Source organism: Aurantiacibacter sp. D1-12 (genome assembly GCF_028858515.1).
Classification (GTDB): domain Bacteria; phylum Pseudomonadota; class Alphaproteobacteria; order Sphingomonadales; family Sphingomonadaceae; genus Alteraurantiacibacter.
Genome location: NZ_JAPJZJ010000001.1, coordinates 22,863 through 46,033, shown reverse-complemented (window position 1 = coordinate 46,033; position 23,171 = coordinate 22,863). Strand labels below are relative to the sequence as shown.

38 protein-coding genes and 1 tRNA gene are annotated in these 23,171 nt (G+C 59.7%); 25 read left to right on the top strand and 14 right to left on the bottom strand.

Annotation, left to right across the window (positions count from 1 at the left end; all coding sequences use genetic code 11):
• Positions 1-28: 28 nt before the first annotated feature.
• The 4 genes from OOZ52_RS00310 to pspF form a co-directional block, all read right to left on the bottom strand.
• Complete coding sequence (locus tag OOZ52_RS00310; RefSeq protein WP_274696490.1) at positions 29-757, bottom strand: DUF448 domain-containing protein; 729 nt, start codon at positions 755-757, stop codon at positions 29-31.
• A complete protein-coding gene (gene nusA, locus OOZ52_RS00305) occupies positions 738-2,393 on the bottom strand; it encodes a transcription termination factor NusA (RefSeq protein WP_274696489.1) in 1,656 nt (551 codons plus the stop codon). Before nusA ends, OOZ52_RS00310 begins: the two co-directional genes overlap by 20 nt.
• A 3-nt stretch (positions 2,394-2,396) precedes the next feature.
• A complete protein-coding gene (rimP, locus tag OOZ52_RS00300; protein WP_274696488.1) occupies positions 2,397-2,951 on the bottom strand; it encodes a ribosome maturation protein RimP in 555 nt (184 codons plus the stop codon).
• Positions 2,952-3,098: 147 nt separating this feature from the next.
• Positions 3,099-4,127, bottom strand: a complete 1,029-nt coding sequence (gene pspF, locus OOZ52_RS00295) for a phage shock protein operon transcriptional activator (protein WP_274696487.1) — start codon at positions 4,125-4,127, stop codon at positions 3,099-3,101.
• A gap of 172 nt (positions 4,128-4,299) precedes the next feature.
• Between pspF and OOZ52_RS00290 the strand changes: the two genes are divergently transcribed.
• The 13 genes from OOZ52_RS00290 to OOZ52_RS00230 all read left to right on the top strand — a co-directional run bounded on the left by OOZ52_RS00290 (position 4,300) and on the right by OOZ52_RS00230 (position 8,830).
• The gene (locus tag OOZ52_RS00290) at positions 4,300-4,455 is read left to right on the top strand and encodes a hypothetical protein (RefSeq protein WP_274696486.1); all 156 of its coding nucleotides are present in this window, start codon (positions 4,300-4,302) and stop codon (positions 4,453-4,455) included.
• Complete coding sequence (gene pspA / locus OOZ52_RS00285) at positions 4,452-5,291, top strand: phage shock protein PspA (protein ID WP_274696485.1); 840 nt, start codon at positions 4,452-4,454, stop codon at positions 5,289-5,291. The genes OOZ52_RS00290 and pspA overlap by 4 nt, the downstream gene beginning before the upstream one ends.
• A 2-nt stretch (positions 5,292-5,293) precedes the next feature.
• A complete protein-coding gene (pspB, locus tag OOZ52_RS00280; protein WP_274696484.1) occupies positions 5,294-5,590 on the top strand; it encodes an envelope stress response membrane protein PspB in 297 nt (98 codons plus the stop codon).
• Positions 5,587-5,967, top strand: coding sequence for an envelope stress response membrane protein PspC (pspC, locus tag OOZ52_RS00275; RefSeq protein ID WP_274696483.1), 381 nt, complete (start codon positions 5,587-5,589; stop codon positions 5,965-5,967). The genes pspB and pspC overlap by 4 nt, the downstream gene beginning before the upstream one ends.
• Before the next feature lie 31 nt (positions 5,968-5,998).
• Positions 5,999-6,307: a hypothetical protein gene (locus tag OOZ52_RS00270; RefSeq protein WP_274696482.1), complete on the top strand. Its 309-nt coding sequence runs from the start codon at positions 5,999-6,001 to the stop codon at positions 6,305-6,307.
• On the top strand, positions 6,307-6,657 hold the full coding sequence (locus tag OOZ52_RS00265; protein ID WP_274696481.1) for a hypothetical protein: 351 nt from the start codon (positions 6,307-6,309) through the stop codon (positions 6,655-6,657). The genes OOZ52_RS00270 and OOZ52_RS00265 overlap by 1 nt, the downstream gene beginning before the upstream one ends.
• A complete protein-coding gene (locus OOZ52_RS00260; protein ID WP_274696480.1) occupies positions 6,657-6,974 on the top strand; it encodes a hypothetical protein in 318 nt (105 codons plus the stop codon). The genes OOZ52_RS00265 and OOZ52_RS00260 overlap by 1 nt, the downstream gene beginning before the upstream one ends.
• Entirely contained in the window at positions 6,974-7,225 is a 252-nt protein-coding gene (locus OOZ52_RS00255; RefSeq protein WP_274696479.1) for a hypothetical protein, read from the top strand. Before OOZ52_RS00260 ends, OOZ52_RS00255 begins: the two co-directional genes overlap by 1 nt.
• The gene (locus OOZ52_RS00250) at positions 7,225-7,512 is read left to right on the top strand and encodes a hypothetical protein (RefSeq protein ID WP_274696478.1); all 288 of its coding nucleotides are present in this window, start codon (positions 7,225-7,227) and stop codon (positions 7,510-7,512) included. Before OOZ52_RS00255 ends, OOZ52_RS00250 begins: the two co-directional genes overlap by 1 nt.
• Positions 7,512-7,808 carry a hypothetical protein gene (locus OOZ52_RS00245; protein WP_274696477.1) on the top strand — a complete coding sequence of 99 codons (297 nt, stop codon included), beginning with the start codon at positions 7,512-7,514 and terminating at the stop codon, positions 7,806-7,808. Before OOZ52_RS00250 ends, OOZ52_RS00245 begins: the two co-directional genes overlap by 1 nt.
• Positions 7,805-8,053 (top strand): hypothetical protein, encoded by a 249-nt coding sequence (locus OOZ52_RS00240; RefSeq protein ID WP_274696476.1) that lies wholly within the window; start codon positions 7,805-7,807, stop codon positions 8,051-8,053. The genes OOZ52_RS00245 and OOZ52_RS00240 overlap by 4 nt, the downstream gene beginning before the upstream one ends.
• A gap of 32 nt (positions 8,054-8,085) precedes the next feature.
• Positions 8,086-8,328 carry a hypothetical protein gene (locus OOZ52_RS00235; RefSeq protein WP_342454911.1) on the top strand — a complete coding sequence of 81 codons (243 nt, stop codon included), beginning with the start codon at positions 8,086-8,088 and terminating at the stop codon, positions 8,326-8,328.
• 94 nt (positions 8,329-8,422) lie between these two features.
• A complete protein-coding gene (locus OOZ52_RS00230; RefSeq protein WP_274696475.1) occupies positions 8,423-8,830 on the top strand; it encodes a SufE family protein in 408 nt (135 codons plus the stop codon).
• 27 nt (positions 8,831-8,857) lie between these two features.
• Here OOZ52_RS00230 and OOZ52_RS00225 read toward each other — a convergent pair whose 3' ends face one another.
• Genes OOZ52_RS00225 through OOZ52_RS00210 form a run of 4 tightly spaced genes read right to left on the bottom strand, consistent with a single transcriptional unit; the run spans position 8,858 to position 10,608 of the window.
• Positions 8,858-9,256 carry a hypothetical protein gene (locus tag OOZ52_RS00225; RefSeq protein WP_274696474.1) on the bottom strand — a complete coding sequence of 133 codons (399 nt, stop codon included), beginning with the start codon at positions 9,254-9,256 and terminating at the stop codon, positions 8,858-8,860.
• Positions 9,257-9,610, bottom strand: a complete 354-nt coding sequence (locus OOZ52_RS00220; protein ID WP_274696473.1) for a hypothetical protein — start codon at positions 9,608-9,610, stop codon at positions 9,257-9,259. It lies immediately after the preceding gene.
• Positions 9,611-9,626: 16 nt separating this feature from the next.
• Entirely contained in the window at positions 9,627-10,145 is a 519-nt protein-coding gene (locus OOZ52_RS00215) for a sterol desaturase family protein (protein ID WP_274696472.1), read from the bottom strand.
• Between the two features lie 58 nt (positions 10,146-10,203).
• Positions 10,204-10,608, bottom strand: coding sequence for an acyl-CoA thioesterase (locus OOZ52_RS00210; RefSeq protein WP_274696471.1), 405 nt, complete (start codon positions 10,606-10,608; stop codon positions 10,204-10,206).
• 99 nt (positions 10,609-10,707) lie between these two features.
• Between OOZ52_RS00210 and leuC the strand changes: the two genes are divergently transcribed.
• From leuC to OOZ52_RS00170, 8 genes are all read left to right on the top strand, one after another.
• Positions 10,708-12,135, top strand: a complete 1,428-nt coding sequence (gene leuC, locus OOZ52_RS00205) for a 3-isopropylmalate dehydratase large subunit (RefSeq protein WP_274696470.1) — start codon at positions 10,708-10,710, stop codon at positions 12,133-12,135.
• A 38-nt stretch (positions 12,136-12,173) separates the two neighbouring features.
• Positions 12,174-12,332: an isopropylmalate isomerase gene (locus OOZ52_RS00200; RefSeq protein ID WP_274696469.1), complete on the top strand. Its 159-nt coding sequence runs from the start codon at positions 12,174-12,176 to the stop codon at positions 12,330-12,332.
• The gene (gene leuD / locus OOZ52_RS00195; RefSeq protein ID WP_274696468.1) at positions 12,332-12,937 is read left to right on the top strand and encodes a 3-isopropylmalate dehydratase small subunit; all 606 of its coding nucleotides are present in this window, start codon (positions 12,332-12,334) and stop codon (positions 12,935-12,937) included. Before OOZ52_RS00200 ends, leuD begins: the two co-directional genes overlap by 1 nt.
• 49 nt (positions 12,938-12,986) lie before the next feature.
• Complete coding sequence (locus OOZ52_RS00190; protein ID WP_274696467.1) at positions 12,987-13,310, top strand: DUF1476 domain-containing protein; 324 nt, start codon at positions 12,987-12,989, stop codon at positions 13,308-13,310.
• 9 nt (positions 13,311-13,319) lie between these two features.
• Positions 13,320-13,553, top strand: coding sequence for a BolA/IbaG family iron-sulfur metabolism protein (locus OOZ52_RS00185; protein ID WP_274696466.1), 234 nt, complete (start codon positions 13,320-13,322; stop codon positions 13,551-13,553).
• A gap of 34 nt (positions 13,554-13,587) precedes the next feature.
• Complete coding sequence (grxD, locus tag OOZ52_RS00180) at positions 13,588-13,929, top strand: Grx4 family monothiol glutaredoxin (protein WP_274696465.1); 342 nt, start codon at positions 13,588-13,590, stop codon at positions 13,927-13,929.
• Between the two features lie 37 nt (positions 13,930-13,966).
• Positions 13,967-14,848 (top strand): hypothetical protein, encoded by an 882-nt coding sequence (locus OOZ52_RS00175; RefSeq protein ID WP_274696464.1) that lies wholly within the window; start codon positions 13,967-13,969, stop codon positions 14,846-14,848.
• A 373-nt stretch (positions 14,849-15,221) separates the two neighbouring features.
• Positions 15,222-15,782 (top strand): uracil-DNA glycosylase family protein, encoded by a 561-nt coding sequence (locus OOZ52_RS00170; protein WP_274696463.1) that lies wholly within the window; start codon positions 15,222-15,224, stop codon positions 15,780-15,782.
• A gap of 151 nt (positions 15,783-15,933) precedes the next feature.
• Here the strand turns inward: OOZ52_RS00170 and OOZ52_RS00165 are convergent.
• Positions 15,934-16,010 (bottom strand) — tRNA-Arg (locus OOZ52_RS00165).
• Positions 16,011-16,068: 58 nt separating this feature from the next.
• Here OOZ52_RS00165 and OOZ52_RS00160 point away from each other — a divergent pair.
• Entirely contained in the window at positions 16,069-16,815 is a 747-nt protein-coding gene (locus tag OOZ52_RS00160) for a queuosine precursor transporter (protein ID WP_274696462.1), read from the top strand.
• A 31-nt stretch (positions 16,816-16,846) separates the two neighbouring features.
• On the opposite strand, the gene OOZ52_RS00155 is transcribed toward OOZ52_RS00160, so the two are convergent.
• From OOZ52_RS00155 to OOZ52_RS00145, 3 genes are read right to left on the bottom strand one after another with little or no spacing between them, the layout of a single operon-like run.
• Positions 16,847-17,056: a PspC domain-containing protein gene (locus OOZ52_RS00155; RefSeq protein WP_274696461.1), complete on the bottom strand. Its 210-nt coding sequence runs from the start codon at positions 17,054-17,056 to the stop codon at positions 16,847-16,849.
• The gene (locus OOZ52_RS00150; protein ID WP_274696460.1) at positions 17,053-17,178 is read right to left on the bottom strand and encodes a hypothetical protein; all 126 of its coding nucleotides are present in this window, start codon (positions 17,176-17,178) and stop codon (positions 17,053-17,055) included. Before OOZ52_RS00150 ends, OOZ52_RS00155 begins: the two co-directional genes overlap by 4 nt.
• 31 nt (positions 17,179-17,209) lie before the next feature.
• A complete protein-coding gene (locus OOZ52_RS00145) occupies positions 17,210-17,338 on the bottom strand; it encodes a hypothetical protein (RefSeq protein ID WP_274696459.1) in 129 nt (42 codons plus the stop codon).
• A gap of 226 nt (positions 17,339-17,564) precedes the next feature.
• On the opposite strand from OOZ52_RS00145, the gene recF reads away from it, so the two are divergent.
• A complete protein-coding gene (gene recF / locus OOZ52_RS00140; RefSeq protein WP_274696458.1) occupies positions 17,565-18,650 on the top strand; it encodes a DNA replication/repair protein RecF in 1,086 nt (361 codons plus the stop codon).
• A 3-nt stretch (positions 18,651-18,653) separates the two neighbouring features.
• Here recF and OOZ52_RS00135 read toward each other — a convergent pair whose 3' ends face one another.
• Entirely contained in the window at positions 18,654-19,379 is a 726-nt protein-coding gene (locus OOZ52_RS00135) for an arylesterase (RefSeq protein ID WP_274696457.1), read from the bottom strand.
• Between the two features lie 27 nt (positions 19,380-19,406).
• On the opposite strand from OOZ52_RS00135, the gene OOZ52_RS00130 reads away from it, so the two are divergent.
• Positions 19,407-20,120 (top strand): ABC transporter ATP-binding protein, encoded by a 714-nt coding sequence (locus tag OOZ52_RS00130; RefSeq protein ID WP_274696456.1) that lies wholly within the window; start codon positions 19,407-19,409, stop codon positions 20,118-20,120.
• Entirely contained in the window at positions 20,117-22,627 is a 2,511-nt protein-coding gene (locus OOZ52_RS00125; RefSeq protein WP_274696455.1) for an ABC transporter permease, read from the top strand. Before OOZ52_RS00130 ends, OOZ52_RS00125 begins: the two co-directional genes overlap by 4 nt.
• Positions 22,628-22,697: 70 nt before the next feature.
• Here the strand turns inward: OOZ52_RS00125 and OOZ52_RS00120 are convergent, their stop codons facing one another.
• Entirely contained in the window at positions 22,698-23,171 is a 474-nt protein-coding gene (locus OOZ52_RS00120) for an RDD family protein (protein WP_274696454.1), read from the bottom strand.

Here is a 23,171-nt window from a genome sequence, read left to right as displayed (position 1 = left end):
CTCGTACTATTCCTTCAAAATCAATCAGTCACGCGGAAACGCCGGCGGCGGCTTGGCCGCTTACGTCTTCGCTTGTCCCGGCCACATTCGCGGCCCCCAGAAAGGTCTGCAAACGCCCCAGCGGGATCGCAACCCGCTCTGCCGATTTGCGATCGGCAAGCCCCAGGTGGACGACATTGTCGCGGCCCAATGCCACAGACAGTGCTTCCCGGTCCAGTGGCAAGCGTGTGCCCATCAGGCCCGACCCTTCGGCATCCATGCCGACGCGGTAGGCCTGATCCAGTTTCTTGCACCCGTCCTCGCTCGCATCCGCAGCGTGGTAGAGCGCAAAAACCTTGCCCATGCGTGCATCATCACGGATCCGGTCAGAACCCAAGATAAGACGTCCGCTGCGCATTTCGAGGCCAAGCCGCTGTAGGAAAGCCTTTTCCAGCGCGATCTGCGCCTGTCCAGGCAGGTCATCGGCAATCGCAATCGCCCCGGTCTTGAAGCCGCGCGAGAGTGCGCCCTTCAACTTGCCCGAGGCAATCGCTTCCTCCAGCTCCACGCGAGACACACCGATCCAAGCACCGCGTCCCGGTGCCTTGGCGTGGGCATCGGGCAGCACCTCTCCATCGGGCGAAATCGCCAGACGCAGCAAGGTGTCGCGCGATCCGGTCTGCCCGGTCAGCACGCAGCGGCGCTCGCTCCCCTTTTCAGGAGAAGCGCCGGTCTCGGTTTTAGGCGAACCTAATGTGTCATGTTGAGGATTCCGCATCGGCGGCCTCCTCTGCTTGGGCGCCAGCAGCAGGCGCTGCCTCTTCCTCGTCTTCGAACCAGTGCGCGCGAGCGGCCATGATGATCTCGTTGCCCTGCTCTTCGCTCAGGCCGAACCTGCCAAGCACGCCGCCCTTGTCTTCCGCGCGCTGCGGACGACGCATCGGCGGGCCATCGCTGTTGCGACGACGCGGAGCTTCGCGCTTCTTTGCAATCAGCTCGTCAGTCGCGAGATCGGCCAGATCGTCGAGATCCTTGATCCCGGCCTTGCCCAGCACAACCAGCATTTCTTCGGTCAGGTGCGGCAGCTCCGCCAGATCATCTTCCACGCCAAGTTCACGGCGAGCCGTACGGTGCGCCTCTTCCTGACGGTCGAGCGCTTCCTTGGCGCGGCTCTGCAGTTCTTCGGCAAGCTCTTCGTCGAAGCCTTCGATGCTGGCGAGTTCTTCCAGCTCGACATAAGCGACTTCTTCCAGCTCCACGAAGCCTTCCGCGACAAGCAGCTGCGAAAGCGTTTCGTCGACATCCAGCTCTTCTTCGAACATCTTCGAACGCTCGGCAAATTCCTTGCTGCGCTTTTCCGAGGCTTCTTCCTCGGTCATGATGTCGATCTGGTTGTCGGTCAGCTGGCTGGCGAGACGCACATTCTGCCCGCGGCGACCGATGGCGAGCGAAAGCTGGTCATCGGGCACAACAACTTCGATACGGCCTTCTTCCTCGTCCAGAACAACCCGCGATACGGTAGCAGGCTGCAATGCGTTGACGATAAAGGTCGCCGGATCTTCCGACCACGGAATAATGTCGATCTTTTCGCCCTGCAGTTCCTGCACGACAGCCTGAACACGGCTACCTTTCATGCCGACGCAGGCGCCGACCGGATCGATGGAGGAGTCGTGCGAGATGACGCCGATCTTGGCGCGGCTGCCCGGGTCACGAGCGGCGGCCTTGATCTCGATAATGCCGTCGTAAATCTCGGGCACTTCCTGCGCGAAAAGCTTGCGCATGAAATCGGGGTGCGCACGGCTGAGAAAAATCTGCGGGCCGCGGTTATTACGCTCGACCTTGCTGATCAGCGCGCGGACACGCTCGCCCACACGGGCAGCTTCACGCGGGATCTGCTGGTCACGGCGGATCACACCTTCGGCGCGGCCGAGGTTGACGATCACGTGGCCGAATTCGACCGACTTGATCACGCCCGTGATCACTTCACCACCGCGATCCTTGAATTCTTCAAACTGGCGCTCGCGCTCTGCATCGCGAACCTTCTGGAAGATCACCTGCTTGGCGCTCTGCGCGTCGATACGGCCGAGGTCATCCATCGCGGGCAGCGGATCGACGATGAAGTCACCCACCTTGCTGCCCGGCTCCAGCTTTTCAGCCTGCGCCAGATCGACCTGCTTGAAGTAGTCATCGACCTCTTCAACGACTTCGACAACACGCCACAAACGCAGGTCACCGGTCACGGGATCGAGCTTGGCGCGGATATCGTTTTCCTGTCCGAAACGCGAACGCGCGGACTTCTGGATCGCTTCTTCGAGAGCTTCGATCACGATGCTCTTCTCGATCATCTTTTCCGATGCGACCGCGGTAGCGATTGCAAGCAGTTCAGCCTTGTTGGCGGAAATCGGACTGGCCATTTCTTACTGAGCCTCTTCTTCGTCGGTTTCTTCTACGTCCTCGACACCTGTCATGTCGAGTGGTTGTGTCGCGGCCATCAGCTTGTCGGTAAAGACGAGCTGCGCCGAGTGAACTTTATCGAACGGCACCGCAATGCGGCCCGCCTTGTTATCCTCTACGGTGATCACATCACCTTCGATGCCAATCAATTCGCCGCGCAGGTTACGGTGATCATCAATCTTTTCCGAAAGAGCGATCTTTGCCTCGTGCCCTGCCCAGTCGGCAAAATCTTTCGCACGGGTCAGAGGGCGATCAATACCGGGGCTGCTGACTTCAAGGTTATAGGCGCCCTGCACCAGCACTTCACCGGCTTCCTCGATCGCGTCGATCTTGTCAGACACACGGCGCGACAGCTCCATGCACTGCTCCACCAGCAGCTGACCCGTGGCGGGGTCTTCCGCCATGATCTGCAACGTGCGCTCTTCGCCTGAGCCGGTCATTTTCACGCGCACGAGCTCAAAACCCAGAGCTGCTGCTTCGGGTTCGATCACTTCGGTAAGGCGCGCGATATCGGCCATAGGTTCTCCGGTTCGGGTGACCTTGCCATGACAAAGAGGTTTGGTGCCGGCCCCGTTTGGCGCCAGCCCCTTCGTTGTCAGACAATGTCGGGATGGCGGCTATGTAGGAGGGGTTTCCGCGAAAGGCAACTGCTAATGACAGCAGGATCAGCCGTTATCGGCCAACCCGTGCTTCTTTATGGCGTGGCGTAGCTGGTCATATGACAGACCCAGTGCCTTGGCTGTCTGCCGCTGGTTCCAGCGATTGGCGCCGAGCGCGTGCTCCAGAATAGCGCGTTCGTGGGCCTCTACGGCACCGCGCAGATCATCGACCTGGTCAAAGCGCGGCGTGGCAGGTGTCGGTGTGGTGGGCTCAGCGGCACCGTTTACCTGCGCCGGTGCAGCCGGCGAGGTCAGCGGTTTCCAAGGACTGTCGAACGGATCAAACACAACTTCGCCGATGGGCTGGTCCCAGCTGTCCCAGCGATAGACCGCGCGCTCGACCACATTGCGTAGCTCGCGTACGTTGCCGGGCCAGGGGTGCTCTTCCATCGCGTCATGCACATGGTCTGCAAAGCCGGGCCATTGCTCCCAGCCGAGTTCAGCCGCCATACGGCGCCCGAAATAGTCAGCCAACACTTCTATATCCCCTTCGCGCACGCGCAGGGGCGGCAAGGTGATAACTTCGAAACTCAGCCGGTCGAGCAGGTCTGCGCGAAATTCGCCGCGCTCGGCTTTTGCCTGCAGGTCTTCATTTGTGGCGGCAACAATGCGTACGTCAACGCGGGTTGGGCGGCTGGAGCCTATGCGGGTAACCTCACCATACTCAACAGCCCTCAGCAGCCGCTCTTGCGCGCCCATCGACAGCGTGCCCAGTTCGTCGAGGAATAAGGTACCCCGGTCGGCTTCTTCGAACCTACCCTCGCGCGCTCTGGTAGCACCGGTAAATGCACCCTGTTCGTGGCCGAATAATTCGGCTTCGATCAGCGTTTCGGGTAGTGCCGCGCAGTTCATCACGACGAGCGGCTCTTCCCAGCGATCGGACAGGCGGTGGAGACGTTCGGCGATCAGTTCCTTGCCCGTCCCGCGCTCTCCGATCACCAGAACGGGGCGCGCCATAGGCGCCGCGCGGCTGGCCCGTTCGACCGCATCGAGGAAGGCCCCTGACTGGCCGATAAACTGGCTTTTCTGATCCACGCACCAAGTTATAGTGAAAATTCCCATATCTTGGCAAGAGAAACCACATCAGTTTACACTGTGTGACGCGATTTCTTTGTTTTTCTTACATTTTTTCAAACTGGCACGGTGCTTGCTATTCATGGTGCAGAAAGGGTTCCGGTTTGTGGAACCTCAACAAGGGATTGAAACAATGTTTGATCAAAGCTTCTTCTCCAGCAAAGTCGGCCACGCCGCGCTGGTAAGTATTGCTGCCATGATCACCTTCACGATCTTTGCGGAAATGCAGCAGGATCTGGCGACGACCGATGCCATGCTGACCGCGGCACCGGTGGTTGACCTGGCATGAGCGACGACAACAAAAATCCCCTGACGCCGATCGGCAGCAGACTGAAGCGGGCAGGATCGCGCCTCGATGAGGAAATCGATCGCCTGCGCACCAGCCCCACGCCGACAGCACGTGCAACTTACTCCGGAGGAAACTGGATGGGCATTTTCTCGCGTACCCGTGACATTATCGCCGCCAACTTCAACGAGCTTCTCGATCAGGCAGATGACCCTGCCAAGATGATCCGCATGATTATCCTGGAGATGGAAGAAACGCTGGTTGAGGTGCGAGCGAGCGCGGCACGGACAATCGCGGATATGAAGGAAATGCAGCGCCATTCGGCCAAGCTGGATCGCTTGCAGGCCGATTGGGCAGACAAAGCTCAGCTGGCACTGTCAAAGGATCGCGAAGATCTGGCCCGCGCTGCTTTGATGGAGCGCCGCAAGGCCACCGACATGATCGACCAGCTCAAGGAAGAGCTGGCCGTGCTCGACGATGCCCTGCGCGCCTATGAGCAGGATATTGCCAAGCTGCAGAACCGCTTGCGCGAAGCCCGCAGCCGCCAGAGCCAGATCGCTGCCCGCCTCGAAAGCGCGGAGAACCGCGTCAAGTTGCGCAGCCTGATGACGAACGAACGCGTAGACGAAGCGCTGACCCGCTTCGACCAGCTCGAGCGCCGCGTCGACTATGCCGAGGGTCATGCTGACTCGCTGCAGATCGCCGATGGCACAGGAAATAGCCTCGCCGACGAATTCGCCGCCCTGGAAGGTAGCGATCGGATTGATGAGGATTTGGAGGAAATGAAGCGCGCGCTCGGCAAGAGCGCCAGCGCTGACAAGAAAGACAAAGGGGAATAATCGTGGAAGAGGTTATCATCATTCCGATGCTGTTCATCGGCCTGCCGTGGCTGATCCTGCACTATGTGACCAAGTGGAAGACAGCAGCGACAATCACCACCGATGACGAAGCGTTGCTGGAAGATCTCTACAGCCTCGCCAAGCGCCTTGATGAGCGCATGGACACGGTCGAGCGCCTGGTCGCTGCCGACCACGCAGAATTCTCTGTGCCACGCCTGCAGCATGACAAGGAAGCCGACAACCAACCCCTGCGCGAGCTGGAAGAATTGCTCGCCGAGAAGAAGGAAGCACGTCGATGAATACGCCCCGCACCACGCTGTACAAAGACAAGCATAACGGGAAGATCGCTGGTGTATGCGCAGGCATCGCCGACTACACCGGGGTTAACGCCCTATGGGTTCGCCTCGCTGCGCTTGCTTTGTTTCCCATCACCAGCGGTTTGGTCTTCCCGATCTATGTGATCATGGCCTGTCTGCTGAACAAGAAGCCCGAGCATCTCTATTCCGCCGATCCGAAGGAAACGCAGTATTGGCAGCGTGTTCGCCAAAACCCGAAACGTACAGCTCGCGAAATCCGCGCGCAGATGAAAGATGTTGATCGCCGCCTCGCCGCTGTCGAAAGCTTCTACGTCGATAACAACCCGAGCCTAGACCGCGAAATCGCCAAGCTTCGCTAAGCCGCAAAACAACCAATGAGGGGACATAATCGTGGGTGAATTTGCACTCCTGATACCGATCCTGGGCGTCAGCATCCCGATCATTGCGATCTGGACCAGCCATCAGCGAAAGATGGCCGAAATGAAGCTTGGCGCAACTGCTGAGCAGACTGCCGAGAAAGCCGCCCAGTACGCCAGCAAGGTGCAGGCGCTGGAAGACCGGGTGCAGGTGCTTGAGCGTATCGTGACCGATCGTGGATACGATGTAGCGACCCAGATTGAAGCACTGCGGGACACAAGAAGCGTCGAACAAACAGATAGCGGCGTTCCGCTCAATTTTGACCAGAAGGAAAAAGCATAATGGATTGGGGAGGTCCCGGATTTGTCCTGACGATCATCATGATCAGCACCGTAGGCTGGCTGGTGAACAACTGGATCCGCGCCAAGCACGGCTATGCGCTTGAAGACGAGCTTTTCGGCAAGACCGAAAAGACCGACACGGTGCGCGAGGAACGACTGGCACAGCAGAACCAGCAGCTCATTGAAACGATGGAAAAGATGCAAGACCGTATGGTCGTTCTCGAACGCATCGTGACCGACAAGGGATACCGCGTTTCCGAGGAAATAGAAGCGCTGCGTGACAAGCCCGCATCTGTCTCCGCCACCGATAACGGCGTACCGCTCAACTTCGGAAAGAAGGAAGAAGTTTGATGGACTTTGGTGTCATCACCCCCGCCGTAATGGGCCTTGGCGTCGTGTCGATCTCGGTCGGCTGGGTCGTCACCACCTGGCTGCGTATCAAGCACGGCTATCCGCTGGACAATGCCTGGGGCAAATCGGTTTATCCCAAAAACACCGAAAGCGAAGAGCGCGTCAAACTCCTAACACAGGAAAACGCCCAGCTGCGCGCCGAACTTGGCTCGATGAAAGACCGCCTTGGCAATGTCGAACGCATCGTGACCGACAGCGGATACCAGCTGACGCACGAGATCGAGAACCTGCGCGCTGACAAGACGGAAGCCAACTGATGTTCGGAGCTGACACCGCACTTGTATGGGATGCCATCCAGATTGGCGTTCTGGCACTTGGTGCCGGAGCGGGAGGCGCATGGCTGTTCCTTCGCCACCGAACGTCGCGCAATTCGGATGCGATCAAGCAAGCCCAGTCTGGCTCGCTCGAAGAGCGCGTCCGTGTGCTGGAACGTATCGCCACCGATCGCCCGAGCGAACTCGCTGCCGAGATCGAAGCGCTACGCAACAAGTCTGTGGAGGCCAAGTGATGGATCCTGACCTTGAAGGCATTTTCGTTTTCGTGACCGTGATGACGCTGATTTGTTTTGCGATGGCGCACATCTTTCATCGCCGGAACATCAAGCACGCAGAGCGCAAGTTGGAGCTAAAGGTGGAGCTTGAGCGGGCCAAAGCCACCAAGTCTGCCACAACTGCCGATGATAACTCACTGATCGAAGATCGTCTTCGTGTGCTCGAACGGATCGTCACCGACCAACCGGATAGTCTGTCTCGAGAAATCGAGGACCTCCGCCGCAGCAAAGTGGAAGCAGAATAATGGATTGGGAACTCGTAACAATTTTCACCTTCGTTCTGACGATGGTCGTTATTCTGCTCTCCTTCGGAACTTTTGCAGGAGCACGGAGCCGCGCGCACAAGATCAAGCAGCTCGAGATCGAGGCGCGGATCGAGGAAGCCAAGGCTGCACAGGCGCATCGCTCGTTGTCAGATCAGTCTGACCTTGAAGATCGCCTGCGTGTCATCGAACGCATCGTCACCGACCCTACGGCAGACTTGTCGCGACAGATCGAAGACCTGCGCGAACTAAAGGCCGATGCGGAGAAGGTGCGATGAGCTTCTGGACGGCCGTTGTTTGCATCGTGCTGATTACCTCCATTGCCGGAGTTTTCAGTCGCCGAAACCGAAGGGAGGACGGGCACGCCCTTCCGGACAGTGAGCGACGCATGCTCGAACAGGAACGCGACGATGCGAAACAGGAACTCGCGGAACTGAAAGACCGCGTGCAGGTGCTTGAGCGCATCGCCGTGGACCCGGCACGCCGGACGGCGGAAGAAATTGAGAACCTGCGCGACGATTAGTCGCCATTTTGGAAGGCCTCGAAAGGGGAAGGATGATGATGGAAGTCGACATGATAATTGCCGGAACTGCGCTGGTCGCGCTGGTGATCATGGCCGGAGCCGCCCTTGTGGGCTGGCAGGGTTGGCTTGCGCTCAAGAACCGCGAGCTAGAACTGGGCCGCACGCCGCCTGAAATGGAGAATGGCTCTCCTGAAGGCATGGCGCGGATCGAGATTGCCGACCTCAAAGAACGTATTCGCAAGCTGGAAGCCATTGCGAGCGGGGTGGACCTCTAAGCCCAAACGTCACCCCAGCGAAAGCTGGGGTCGCTCTCACTTCGCACCAGATCCCAGCTTTCGCTGGGATGACGATCTTGATAGAGGGCGCGCCATGAGAACCCTCGAAGACATTTACGAAGAATACGACTTCCTCGACGGTGACGAACGGTATCGTCTGCTGATCGAGCTCGGCCGCGAGCTGGAAGAAATGCCCGAGGCGCTCAAGACCGATGCGACCCTAGTCCGCGGTTGCTCCGCACAAGTGTGGGTCTATCCTACCGGAGAGACCGACAAACTCCACTTCCTTGCAGACAGCAATGCCGCGATCACCAAGGGAATCGTTGCACTCGTAATATCCGCCGTGCAGGACAAGCCAGCAGGCGAGGTCGCACAAATGGATATCGCAGACGCCCTCGCCCCGTTCGATCTCAAGAACCAGCTCTCGTCCAACCGTACGCAGGGCATCCCCAACATGATCGCACTCGTGCAGGAACACGCCGCACGGCTAGCATCTGCCTGATTGAGCAGGTCCGCGCGAACGGCGCTGCTATGTCTCGATTTCTACGCTTTCCTCGCGCTCCTCGGCAATTTCCGCCTCGGCTTCACGTGTCATCTCGAACGTCCCGTTCATATGCAATAGGCTCCACACTCCGGTGATACGGTTGCCATCATCGCTGAGCTGCCCGACGTAATCGACGGGATTGGCATAGCCGCGCGACGCTTTGAGGTATGTCTTGGTGAAGTCGACCGCCCCGGCACTCACAATTCCGACAATCGCGGCCTCTGCTGATGCACCCGGAGAATGAAGATCGGGCTCGATGATCGTGCCGGCGATCCTGCCATCGTGCTGACTGATCGTGGCGAGAAAGGGTGTCGCCGGCCCTTCTTTCGCGGGGTAGGCGAAGGTACCATCCCATTGGCCGGAAAGATCGTGGCCTTGCGGCAATCAGCCGACCCGCCGCATCGAAAAAGTGCCACCGTCGTCGGGCAGGCGCCAGGTGCCGGTGATGCGGTCTCCTTCGGTGTTGACTTCACAGTCATATTCTACCGGCCGGGCATAGGTATTGCTGGCCTCAATGTAGGTCTTGGTGAAGCGTATCACGCGGCCTTCGATCGTCCCTTCGATCTGCGCCCGTATAGTGCCGGTTCCCTGGTTCAGGTCTTCCTCGACCACCAGGCCGGAAACCTTCCCGTCATTTTCCGTCAGCCTGGCTTTGAAAGGAAAATCACCAACATCGGACGATGACGAGTACTGATAGGCGCCTTCCCACATTCCTTTTACAGAAACCGCGTCGGTCATCGTCTTCCTGCCTTTCCTACAGTCCTGCACTTTCGCGAATTTCCGCAATGCCGCTCTGGCGTTGTTCGCGCAACTCGGCCTTCAGCCTGGCCGGATCGCGCGCGAACAGGAAACCGAAACTCACCCCGCCTTCCTTGCCGATGGTGGCGTGATGCAGCTTGTGCGCCTGGACCAGCCGTTTGGCATAGCCCTTTTTCGGCACCCATTTGAAATAGCGCTGATGCACCAAGCCATCGTGAATGAGTGTGTAGATGATACCGTACCCGAGGATGCCAAGTCCGATCCAGGTCGCCGGCAACCATGCTGCATCCCCCATTACCAGCGGACTGCCGAGGGCAAACATGGAAATGCTCATCACTGCGCCGACCACCCCGTAAAGATCGTTCTTCTCGAAGCGCTTGTCATGCGGCTCGTGATGGTCGCGATGCCACGCCCAGCCAAAGCCGTGCATGATGTACTTGTGGCTCGACCACGCAACCATCTCCATCAGCAGAATGGTGATGATAACGACCAGGATGGGGATCAGGGTATCCATGCAGACAGCATAGGCTTCATAAAGCCTTCACGCAAAGGGGCAGCCACCTGAATCTGGGCTACTTGCGGGCAATACCGAAGTGTTTTTCCGCAACATCACGATCGATCCGCGCCGGGCGTAGCGTTTCGCTGTCTATACAGCACCACATGCTCTGCACTTCCGCCAGAACCTCTTCGCCGCGCTTGATCACGGTATTGTAGAAACTGCGCGCGCCCGCGATCTTCTCCAACACGGTTTCGGCGATTACATCATCATCGAGGAATGCGGGCTTGCGATAGGTAATCTCGTGCTTCAGCGCGACCCATGCCTTGCTCGCAACTTCCTCTGCCGGAGCAAGCTTCTGCCAGTGCTGCAGCACCACGTCCTGCACCCAGTTGAGGTAGCGTGAATTGTTCACGTGCCCCATGAAGTCGATATCTTCGGGCAGGATGCGAATTGGGATGCTGAATGGGATCGTTGACATGACTGTAAGTTAGGCGAGAAAGGTTAAGTTTCCAAGTCAGCAAAAACGCTTTTTCGCGAAATCTTGGCGACGCAGATGCCCCGCGCTAATGCACGGGCGATGAAACCGCGCACTCTCTACGAGAAAATCTGGGACGCACACGTTGTAGAGCGGCGTGATGACGGCACCTGTTTGATATTTATCGACCGGCATCTGGTGCACGAAGTGACAAGTCCGCAGGCGTTCGAGGCGCTGCGTCTGGCAGACCGGAAGGTGCGTCGTCCTGAACTCACGCTGGCGGTTCCCGATCACAATGTGCCGACAACTCCTCGACTAGCGCCCGATGGTACCCGCCTGCCCATCGAAGACCCGCAGAGCGCCCAGCAACTCGCCGCCTTGGAGCGCAACGTCGCAGAATTCGGCATTCGCTATTTCGGCGCTACTGCTCGCGAACAGGGGATTGTCCACGTTGTCGGACCCGAACAGGGTTTCTCGCTACCGGGCACCACGATCGTTTGCGGAGACAGCCACACCGCCTGTCACGGCGGGATCGGTGCCCTCGCCTTCGGTATCGGTACGAGCGAAGTCGAGCATGTGCTCGCTACGCAAACCCTGCTCTTAAAGCCCAGCAAGACGATGGAAGTGCGCGTGGAGGGTGATCTTGGCCCCGGCGTAGCGCCCAAGGACCTGATCCTGCACATTATCGGCGTCATCGGCACCGCCGGCGGTACCGGGCATGTCATTGAATATCGCGGTAAGGTGTTCGAAGAAATGAGCGTCGAGGGCCGTCTCACCGTCTCCAACATGAGCATCGAAGGCGGCGCGCGCGCTGGCTTGATCGCTCCCGACGAAGCGACGTTCGCCTATCTGAAAGGCCGCCCGTTCGCGCCGCAGGGTGAGGAGTGGGAGCAGGCCATCGCCTACTGGCGAATGCTCCGCACTGATGACGGTGCGGCGTTCGACACCAGCGTTGCCATCGACGCTACTGAGATCGAACCGACCGTAACTTGGGGCACCAGCCCCGAGGATGCGATTGCAATTTCCGGCAGTGTCCCCGACCCGGCGAGCTTTGCCGATCCATCCAAGCAAGATGCCGCGCGCGCCAGCCTCGACTACATGGGCCTCACGCCGGGCACGCCGATGCGAGAGGTGGAGATCGAGAATGTCTTCATTGGCTCCTGCACCAACAGCCGCATCGAAGACCTGCGCGCCGCCGCAGAGGTGCTGCGCGGCCGGACCAAACATGACAGGATCAAATGGGGCATCGTCGTCCCCGGATCAGGCCTGGTCAAAGCGCAGGCAGAAGCCGAAGGGCTGGATAAGGTCTTCACCGAGGCAGGCCTAGAATGGCGCGAACCCGGATGCTCGGCTTGCCTCGGCATGAACCCTGATAAAGTGCCCGCCGGTGAGCGCTGCGCCTCAACCTCCAACCGCAATTTCGTGGGCCGTCAGGGTCCGGGAAGCCGCACCCACCTCGTCAGCCCAGCCATGGCCGCCGCAGCCGCTGTCACTGGTACGCTTACCGATGTGCGCGAATTGGTGCGATAAGTCTTGCAACCCACCCCGCCAAAGACCATCTGGAAATCATGACAAAGAACATCAAAGGCAAGGCCGCTATTGCAGCAGGCGCCATCGGTTCCGCCGCCATCGCGGCTGCGCTTCTGTACGTGAACAAGAAGCGTAAATCGAACGAGCCGACGCAGCCCGGCCCCATCCCCAGCGGCGAGAAGCCGGAGACCGACTGATGCAGGCTTTGCGCGAGGTTGAAGGGCGCGCGATTCCGTTCGGTCGCAAGAATATCGATACCGATCTGATTATCCCTGCCCGCTGGCTGAAAACGATCAGCCGCGAAGGCCTGGGCCAAGGCGCATTCGAGGCAGTGCGCACAACCGAGCCGGACAATCCCTTCGACAGCGAGGAATTCGCTGGCGCACCGATCCTGATCGCAGGCGACAACTTCGGCTGCGGTTCGAGCCGCGAGCACGCCGCCTGGGCACTACTCGATCTTGGCATCTGCGTGGTCATCGCGCCGAGCTTCTCGGATATTTTCGCGGGCAATGCCTTCAAGAACGGTATCCTGACCGTCGCCCTGCCGCAGGAAGCGATTGATCGCTTGCTGGAAGTCGCCGCGACCGATCCGATCAGCATTGATCTGGAAGCGCAGAGTGTGACCACACCGTTTCAGGACCGTTTCAGCTTCGACATTGACCCATTCCGCAAGCACTGCTTGCTGGAAGGGCTCGATGAGGTAGGCCTTACGCTTTCACGCGATGATGCGATTTCATCTTACGAGAATAGCCTTGCGGCTGAAAAACCCTGGCTCACCCGCGGCACAGGTGTTGCAGCCTAGTCGCCGCCCACGCTATTCAGACACAAATCTTCGAGAGGACACACCGAACATGACCGATTTCAAAGACCGCGAACGCGCCGAAGAAGCCAAATTTGCAATGGACGAGGAAACCGCCTTCAAGGTTGCCGCGCGCCGCAATCGCCTGCTGGGCGAATGGGCTGCTGGTTTGATGAACCTCACGCCGGAAGAAACCGAAGCTTACAAGAAAGCGGTTGTACAAGCCGATTTCGAGGAAGCCGGTGACGAAGACGTGATCCGCAAGCTGCTTGGCGATCTGACGCAAGCCGAATGCGATGTCGATGACGCCACGATCCGCGCAAAGCTGGAAGAAATGACAGTCGAAGCCAAGCGTCAGCTGATGAGCGAGAGCTGAGCCAACCCCATGCCCATGCCCGCTGAAGACATCGTCGCCATGATCAAGGCCGCCATTCCCGATGCCGAGGTCGAGATGGAAGCACTGGCTGACGACAACGACCACTGGCTAGCCCGCGTAACCTCTGCCGAATTCGCAGGCAAAAACCGGGTGCAACAGCACAAGATGGTGTTCGCGGCACTGGGCGGGCGCATGGGTGGAGAGCTGCACGCCTTGCAACTCCACACCAGCGTCCCCAACTGATCTGTCAGACACTTTAACCCATCGGGTGGGACATATGACCGATACAAATTCCGAAACCGACAAGCGCATTTCCAAGATCGTGGGCGACAATGATGTCGTCCTGTTCATGAAAGGCACGCCGCTTTTCCCGCAGTGCGGCTTCTCCAACCGGGCTGTCGCTATCCTCGATCACTGCAATGTCACGTTTGAAAGCGTGGACGTGCTGCAGGACATGGAAATCCGCCAAGGCATCAAGACCTTTTCGGACTGGCCAACGATCCCACAGCTTTACGTCAAGGGCGAGTTCATCGGCGGTAGCGATATCATGATGGAAATGTTCGAGGCGGGTGAGCTGCAGACGCTGCTCGAAGAGAAGAAGGTCGCCAAGCCTTCCTGATCGCCCTACCCTCGCCACTCTGATCGAGGGAATTTGCATGATCCGCACTCTGTCTACCGCCGCAATCGCGCTGGCTATTCCGTGTTCCGCCCTTGCGCAGGATGAGCCGGGCGAGGCAACGCGCATGCAGATGGCGCAGGATGCACAGGCCACCGCGCAGCTGATGGCCGAGGTTCAGCAGGCGGTCGGCATCGCACAGATCCAGTACTCGGGCATGACCGGCCAATTGCCCGATGCGGCCTATCGCGGAGCCGTGGCACTGCCAGGCAGCGAAGAAGGCGTATGGGACACGGTAATAATCGGCAGCCTTGGTGGTGCTCTTGATGCGCAGCTTGTAGCGCTCGCCGAGTACGAGATTTCAGGCGGACAGATCGTTTCCGAAGTGATCCACCTGCCGGGGCAGACACCGCTGATTGACGGGCAGGTCGCCGCAATGGCGGAGGCCCGCGCCATCGCACCCCGCGCGATTCTGGCAGCAGGTAACAACGTGTTCTGCGCCGATGATAGCGAGGGTGCAGGCGGCACGCCTTCGGTCACTTTTGCAACCATCGTTCTCCCCCCGCGCGAGGATGGAAGCTTTGACGCCTACGTGCTCAACGGCCCGATCGAGGAAGGCGCAATCCCTCTGGGCAAGCATTTCCTCGTCAGCTTCGATGCCTTCGGCCTTTCAGGCGAGCCGCTGCTGGTCACTGATACCTGCGAGGTCATCACCTGGGATGCGGACAATCCGGATCTGGCGATGAGCGTCTATGTCACCGAGTATGACGGACCGGCACCCACGCCTGTCCACGCCTTCGTTTCCAGCCTGCTGCCGATGAGCATGGGCGTGGTGACTGGCGATATCATCTGGCCCATGGCCGACGGTGAGATTGCTGCACCTGTGCCCGCCGCTGAGGCGGGCTACGCTCCGGCGGAGTGACACGCCTTTACCTGCATTCGTTCTGAGCGGAAGGCTGGGTGTCCAGTTTTTGGGAAGGTCTTCGGGGAGGCGGGGTCGGGAGACTGGTTAGGGACCATTTGGAAATCGGCCCCGCCTCTATCGAAGACTTTGGGTACGCCTGTAACATTGCACGCCCCGTGCCAGTTTTGCGCAAGTCAGCTTTCCTGCGGGAGACGATGGTTGGCGAAAAGTTAACACGGAGCGGAGTGTAAAGTTTTTCGACGTTTCCGGCAGAATGTGACCTTACCGTGCACGACAGCGAAGTTCAGTTATACAATCCCGAAACCACCAGAACTGGACGGTAGCCGCTTTGCAAAATCATCATTCTGACAGCCCGGCGGAAATTTCTGCCTTGAGCGACAGCATCAAAGCCTGTGGTATCTGCGAGGATCTGCCGCTCGGTCCGAACCCGATCTTCCAGATTGGCAAGGACGCGAAAATCCTGATCGCAGGACAGGCACCCGGCCGTATCACGCATCGGAAGGGCATGCCCTTCGATGATCCTTCGGGCGACAGGCTGCGCGACTGGTTGGGGATTTCGCGCGAGACATTCTACGATGCCAACAAGATCGCGATCGTGCCGATGGCCTTCTGTTTCCCGGGGACGGGGAAGAGCAGCGACCTGCCTCCGCGTGCAGAATGCGAAGCCAATTGGCGAAGGCCCGTTCTCGAACAGCTTCCCAATATCGAGCTCACGCTCGTCATCGGGAAATATGCGATGGACTGGCATCTGGGCGATGAGCAAGCGAAGACGCTCACGCAAACCGTGCAGAACTGGCGCCATTTCTGGCCGGAGGTGCTGCCACTCCCCCATCCCAGCCCGCGAAATAACATCTGGCTCAAGAAGAACCCCTGGTTCCCGTCAGAGGTCCTGCCAGCCCTGGGAGAGCGAGTAGCCGCCATCATCGGCTGATCATTCTGGTGGTTGGCTCGCCCAGCAGGATTACTCCGCCGCGTTGCGGCTCCGTCGTCTTCGCTGCGCTTCGACTCCGAACCTGAAGACTCGTCTACGCACAGGCCCACCAAAAAGGGGAAAGCACACCGTTGGCGTGCTTTCCCCTTTTTGGCGCGCCCAGCAGGATTCGAACCTGCGGCCTCAGGTTTAGAAGACCCGTGCTCTATCCAGCTGAGCTATGGGCGCGTCCGTGTTGGCCCATAGCGTTGTTTGGCTTTTGCGCAAATGCGGTTAGGCAGTGCGCATGACAGGTGAACGCCAAAAACTCGACGGTGCAGCACTGGCGAACGCCAATTTCCGCTATTTCCCATATGTGATGGCAGCGTTTGTCGCGATCCTGCTGCTCAGCAACATTATCGGCGCGTCCAAACCCAGCTTCATCGTTCTGCCCAATGGCAGCGAGTGGGCTTTTGGTGCGGGCGTGCTGTTCTTCCCCCTCAGCTACATTATCGGAGACGTGCTGACCGAGGTCTATGGCTATGCCAATGCACGCCGGGTGATCTGGGCGGGGTTTGCCGCGCTCATATTCATGGCGTTTATGGCATGGGTCGTCGTCTCGCTGCCACCAGCAGAGGGCTGGCCGGGACAGGAAGCCTATGAATTTGTGTTCGGGAATGCCTGGCGCATCGTGATCGCGAGCATCGTCGCCTTCTGGGCGGGCGAATTCGCCAATGCCTTTGTGATGGCCAAGATGAAGATCTGGACCAGGGGCAAACATTTGTGGAGCCGCACGATTGGTTCGACGGTTGTAGGCCAGGGGCTGGATAGCCTGATCTTCTACCCGCTCGCCTTTTACGGGCTGGCGGGTTGGCCGATCGAACAGTTGTGGGAAGTTGTGCTGTCCCAGTGGCTCATCAAGACGGGGTGGGAAATTCTCCTCACGCCCGTCACCTACCAGGTCATTGGGTTCCTCAAGCGTCGCGAAGGGGTGGAGGTGTTTGACACCGATACCAACTTTTCGCCCTTCGGTTCTCGCGGCGAAACGGCCTGAGGTGGAGGTTGCCGGCCTGTAATCAGGTGGATTACTTGGCCAGCAACCAGACCGCGAGGTAGATCAGGATGAAGCTGCCGAAACCGGCCACTGCACCCACGGCAAACACCAGCCGAACGATCAGCGGGTCGATACCCATATAGTTGGCGATACCGCCACACACGCCGCCAATCTTGCCGTCGATCTGGTCGAGACGGAATTTCTTCGGCGCGCCGGAATTCTTGTTCTGGATGTTGCTCATACCAGCATGCTCGAAACAGTGTTGGCGGGCGGAGCAAAGCTGCTCACCAGAAGCGTCATGGTCATTGCGACTGCGCCAAATGCGGCGAACAGCTTACTGACGAATTCGTTGTTATTGGTCATTGTCATATTCCTTGTTCGAATGTCCGATCGGTTAGGCAAGCAGCGTAGCGATCGAAGTGGTAGTCGGGTTGGCGAAGCTCGAAACGAGCAGCGTTGTGGTGATGGCGAGAGCGCCGAAAGCAGCGAAGATCTTGCCGGTGAAGTCGTTGGTCGTAGTCATGTCATTTCTCCTCATTTTGGTTCGAAACGGTGTTTTCCGCTTCATGCCCCAGACAGTGCAGGAGGCGTGCCAAACTGAAAAAACCGCAGAATTCTGCCATTCTTGTTCACATTGCGTACATGATACCACAGTTTACAACCTACTAATTGGTGAAATTTCCCAACTTTTAGAAATACGATTTCCAGTGGCCTCGTGTGCCCTGCTGGCTTAGAGCTTGGCCTGTCCTATGGCGCTCGACCGCATCACCCTTTCGACCTTCCGCAACCACGCCGAAACGCGGCTTGACGGTGCGCAGCCCATCAACCTGTTGGTGGGCGAGAACGGTGCCGGAAAGACGAATGTGCTCGAAGCATTATCCCTGTTCGCGCCCGGGCGCGGGCTGAGGCGCGCGGCGCTTGCCGACATGGCAGGCAATGCTGGGGCTGGAGGATTTGCCGTCAGCGCATTGCTCGATGCCGGCGATGAAGGCCAACCGGTACAATTTGGCACCGGCATGAAGGCAGAGCGCAGCGGACGCCGTGTGGTGCAAGTCAACGGAGCAGAGGCTACGGCGATCAGTCTGGGGGAATGGCTCGCCATCGGCTGGCTCACCCCGGCGATGGATCGTCTCTTCGCCGACAGTGCGGGAGCACGGCGGCGCTATATGGACAGGCTGGCGGTGGCCATTGACCCTGCACACGCGCGCTATGCGAGCCGTTACGAGGCGAGCCTGCGCGAGCGCAACAGGTTGCTTTCCGACGAGATAGCCCCGGATCCGTCATGGCTAGACTCTATTGAGAGCCAGATGGCTGCGGCAGGTGCTATGCTGGGACAAGGCCGCGCGCGGCTGGTTGATGCCCTGTCCGCTGAACTGGCAGCATATCCGACAGAGCCCTTCGCACGCCCCGCCCTCACCCATATTCCCGGCGGAGAACTACAGGAAGCGGCATTTGCGGACGCCCTCGCCGTCAATCGGCAGCGTGATCGTGCCGCAGGCCGCACGCTCGTCGGGCCGCACCGCGATGAGTTGCGGGTGATGATGGAAGGCAAGGAGATGCCCGCCGCCGAATGTTCTACGGGTGAACAGAAAGCCATGTTGATTGCCATCACCCTTGCCCATGCTGCACTGTCCGCCAAGGGACGGCCTAGCCTGCTGCTGCTTGATGAAGTGGCCGCGCACCTTGATCCCGTGCGCCGCGATGCCCTGTTCGAGCGATTGCGAACGAGCGGGACGCAAGTCTGGCTGACGGGCACGGAGTCAGCACCGTTCGAGGGGATCCGCTCCGAAGCGGCAGTCTGGCGGGTCGCCCGCGGCGCCGCGGAACGCCTCTAGGCCCTAGCTCTCCTCTTCGGGCAGGGCGGCAATCACATCGTCGACCGTCGCTGCAACCATGGCCTGCACACCCTCTGCAGTCGGATGAATGCGGTCCCCCATCAGTAGGTCCGGGTTTGCAATGAGCGGTTCCATGAAGAACGGCACCAGTGCCGCATTATATTGCGCCGCCAATTCGGGGTACATGTTGTCGAACGCGCTCTGGTACTCCGGCCCGGCATTGGGCGGTGCGCGCATGCCCATCATGATGACCGGAATGTCGCGTTCGGCAAGCGCATCGAGAATACCGGTGAGATTTTCGCGCGACACTTCTGGCACCACGCCACGGATCAAATCATTCCCGCCAAGCTCGACAATCGCGAGGTCGGGCGTTTCACCCATATTGTCGAGCACAAACTCGATCCGCTGAAGGCCAGCCGCCGTCGTGTCGCCCGAAACACCAGCGTCAATGATCCGCGCATTGATACCACGCGTCCGCATGACCGCTTCGAGCACTTCGGGATAACCCTGCTGCTCTTCCAGCTGGTATCCAGCCATCAGACTGTCACCAAAGCCGAGGATCACCCGCTCCGGCCCCATCACCGGTAGCACCTCCTCAATCGGCGCTTCTACTTCGGTCACGGGTTCGCTTGGCGGAGCTTCTGCACCGCAGGCGGCAAGGGTAAAAGCAAGAGCAATCGACGAACCGCGCATGAGCGTCCGCCACGGGCTTTGGTATGGCTTGTTCATATGCACTAGCTATGCCATCCGACGCTCGTGACAAGCCCCTCTAACAATTCCGCCCCTTCCGAAACCGTGATTTCCGCGCGCGACCTTCGCCTGACGCTTGGTGAAGGTGAAGCTGCTGTGGAGATCTTGCGCGGCATTGACCTTGATGTCGCCGCCGGTGAAACGCTCGCACTGCTGGGGCCTTCGGGCAGCGGCAAGAGCTCGCTTATGTCAGTGCTGACCGGTCTGGAACGCGCCACCTCGGGCAAGCTGACCGTGGCTGGCGAAGACTTCACCGCGCTCGACGAAGACGCTCTGGCGCAAGCGCGCCGTGGCCGTATCGGTATCGTATTGCAGGCGTTCCACCTGCTGCCGACGATGACTGCGGTCGAAAATGTCGCCACTCCGCTGGAACTGGCCGGGATCAGGGGCGCGACCGAACGTGCGAGCGAAGAGCTGGAAGCTGTCGGCCTCGGCCATCGCCTCACCCACTATCCCGCGCAGCTTTCGGGCGGTGAGCAGCAGCGTGTGGCCATCGCCCGCGCGATTGCCAGCCGTCCGCCGTTGATCTTTGCTGATGAGCCGACGGGCAACCTAGACACCTCCACCGGATCGAGCGTGGAGGATGTTCTGTTCCGCCGCCGCGAGGAAACAGGCGCAACGCTCATCATCATCACCCATGATCGCAAGCTCGCCGAGCGCTGCGACCGCGTGGTGACGCTGGGTGACGGCCTGATCGCCAGCGATACCGCCAAGTCGTGAGCTGGGCACGCGCCTGGACGATTGCTCGACGCGACCTATCGAGCGGCTTTCGCGGACTGCGACTGCTGCTCGTCTGTCTCTTTTTGGGCGTAGGGGCGCTGGCGGCCATCGGCAGTCTGACCTCTGCCATTCAAACCGAGCTGGACTCGCAGGGCCAAGCTATCCTTGGCGGAGACTTTGAGGTCGAGCTATGGCAGCGCTTCCTGTCCGAAGAGGAGACCGAGTTCCTCGAACAGTACGGCGAACTTTCTCCGGGCTATCGCATGCAGGCAATGGCGACGACCGAGAATGTCGCGGTTCCCATCGAACTGAAGGCAGTCGCCCCCAATTATCCGATGTACGGATCGCTGCTTATCGAGGGTCAGGGCGCTGTTAGTGCCCCGCAGGGCAACGATGCCTTCCTGTCTGCCGGTGCTGCCGAGCGGCTGGATGTTGCTGTTGGCGACAGCTTTACCGTGGGCACCGAACAACTCACCGTCAGCGGCATTATAGAGGAAGAGCCCGACCGTCTGAGCGAAGGTTTTGCTCTTGGCCAGACGATCATCGTTGCGCAGGACTATCCCGAGACAGCAGGCCTGACTGCACCCGGTGCCTTGTTCGAAACCAAGACGCGCCTCGCTTTTGACGGCAATTACAATGCCGAGGACGTCGAGGAAGCCCTTTTCGAGGCATTCCCCGGCACCCCCTTTGACACCCGCACCGCAGACCGCGCGTCGCCGGGTGCAGAGCGTTTCGTCAGCCGTATGGGCGAATTCCTGACGCTCGTTGGCCTTGCCGCACTCGTCATTGCCGGGATCGGCATTGGCGGTGGGGTGAATTCCTATCTCGAAGCGCGGCGCAATTCGATTGCAACGCTCAAGATCCTCGGCGCGACGTCGCGAGATATCTCGCGCATCTACGCACTGGAGGTGGGCATTGCGGCGGTCGTCGGCTCGCTTGCAGGGCTGCTGGCGGGCGTGCTCGTGACGCCGCTGCTTGCCAATGCCCTCGGTTCGTTGCTTCCGGTCAATACCAACCTTGTCCTCGATCCGTGGGCGCTGGTGCGCGCCATGGCGTTTGGCCTTCTGGTCGCGCTCGTGTTCGCAGCACCTCCCCTCGCCCGCGCGAAGACCTTCCCTGCGATGGCACTGATGCGCGCGCGCGTGTCGCCACTGGCTCGGCAATGGAAAGCGGCGGCGCTGCCCGTTGCCCTCGGCCTGATTGGCATCGCGGTGCTCGCCATCGCCTTTTCGCCGCAGCAGGTGCTCTCGGCAGGCTTCCTTGCTGGCGCTGCGCTGATCCTCGGCTTCCTCGCGCTGCTTGGACGCGGCATCCGGTTTGCGGCCTCCAAGGCACCGCGTGCGAAAGACCCGATTGTGCGGGCAGCCATAGCCAATCTTCACCGCCCCGGCGCAGCCACCGGCTCGCTCGTCACCGCACTGGGATTTGGCCTTGCGGCATTCGTACTGCTCGCAGGGGTGCAGACCAGCCTCGGCGGCAATATCCAGCAGTCGGTGCCAGAGCGCGCGCCCGACTATTTCGTGCTCGACATCCCCAAGGAGGGGCTTGAGCAATTCAACGGAATTATCGGTGATATCTCCGAAGACGCGGTCATCGAAGCCGTGCCCACTCTGCGCGGCTTTATCGTCTCCTACGGGCCGGAAGAGGACCCGACGGTGATCGCGGAGCTCGATCAGCTACCTGACGGCGCCTGGGGTCTTAGCGGAGAGCGTGGCCTGACCTATGCCGCCGATCTGCCCGAAGGCAATGTGCTGACCGAGGGCGAATGGTGGGCACCTGACCACTCGGGCGAGAACCTCGTCTCGATCGACGCTGATCTTGCGGCAGCGGCCGGCATCGAATTGGGCCATGTCATCACCGTGTCGATCCTCGGCGTGGAACGCAGCGCGCGTGTTGCCAGCATCCGCCGGATCGACTGGGAAAGCCTGGGCTTCAACAACGTCTACATCTTCTCGCCCAACACGCTGGAAGACACGCCCCACAATCTCGCCGCGACGGTCGAACTTCCCGAGGGTGCCGAAACGGGAGGACTGCTGCGCCAGTTGGTACAGGCCTTCCCTTCATCCAGCGTGATCGAAGTCGGCCCGATCCTGAACGAAGCACGCACGATCCTGGATCAGGTTTCGCTCGCCATTCTTGCTGCTGCATCGGTAGCGGTACTGGCAGGCATCGCCGTATTGCTTGGTGCGATTGCTGCGGCAAGGCAGGCGCGCATCTACGACACCGTGATCCTACGCGTGCTAGGTGCCAGCCGTAAACAACTCCTGGCTCTGCAATTTGCCGAGTTTGGCCTGCTGGCAGCGCTATTGGCCGGTGTTGCCCTTGCACTCGGAACGGGTGTCGCTTGGCTGATCGTTGTTCAGCTGTTCGAATTCGAGTGGCTGCCCGACTGGACCGAAATCCTCGCCGTTCTCGGCGGCGGACTGGTCTTGGTGCTGGCCTTCGCCTTCGCCGCATCGCTCCCGCTGCTGAGAGCGCGACCGGCGCAAACGCTGCGTTCACTCTGATCCACACAGAAAAAGGGCGGCCCCGAAGGACCGCCCAAATTCGTGCCTAAGGTATTAACCGCCTGCGGTGTTATTCAAACACCCCTGCGGCACCATGTTCACCGGGCTGCCCCTTCAGAACCAGCGTGCTGGCCAGCATGTCATGCAGACCCTGCTTCTTGTCAGTGAAAGCAATCATGATGTAGCCGATCAGCAAGATCAGACCGGACAGGATCTTCGCAAGATAGCGGCCAAGCGCACGCAGCCAGGTGATGCGGTTGCCGTTTTCATCGGTCACGACAAGGCCAAGCGCCTTCTTGCCCAATGTCGCTTGCCATGGTCCGCTTTCCATCAGCACGTAATAGCCAATACCAATAGCCATTACGATCAGCAGGTAGAGCCCGCCAGCACCCGTTGTCAGAGCTTCTGCCCCGGCCGGATCCACACCTGTGAGAGCGCCTGCGCTGATGCCGAACATCATCCCCAGAACAATCTGCACGATATACAAAATTATTGCGTCGATCAGATACGCGCCAACGCGAATCCAGAAACCAGCATATGGCAT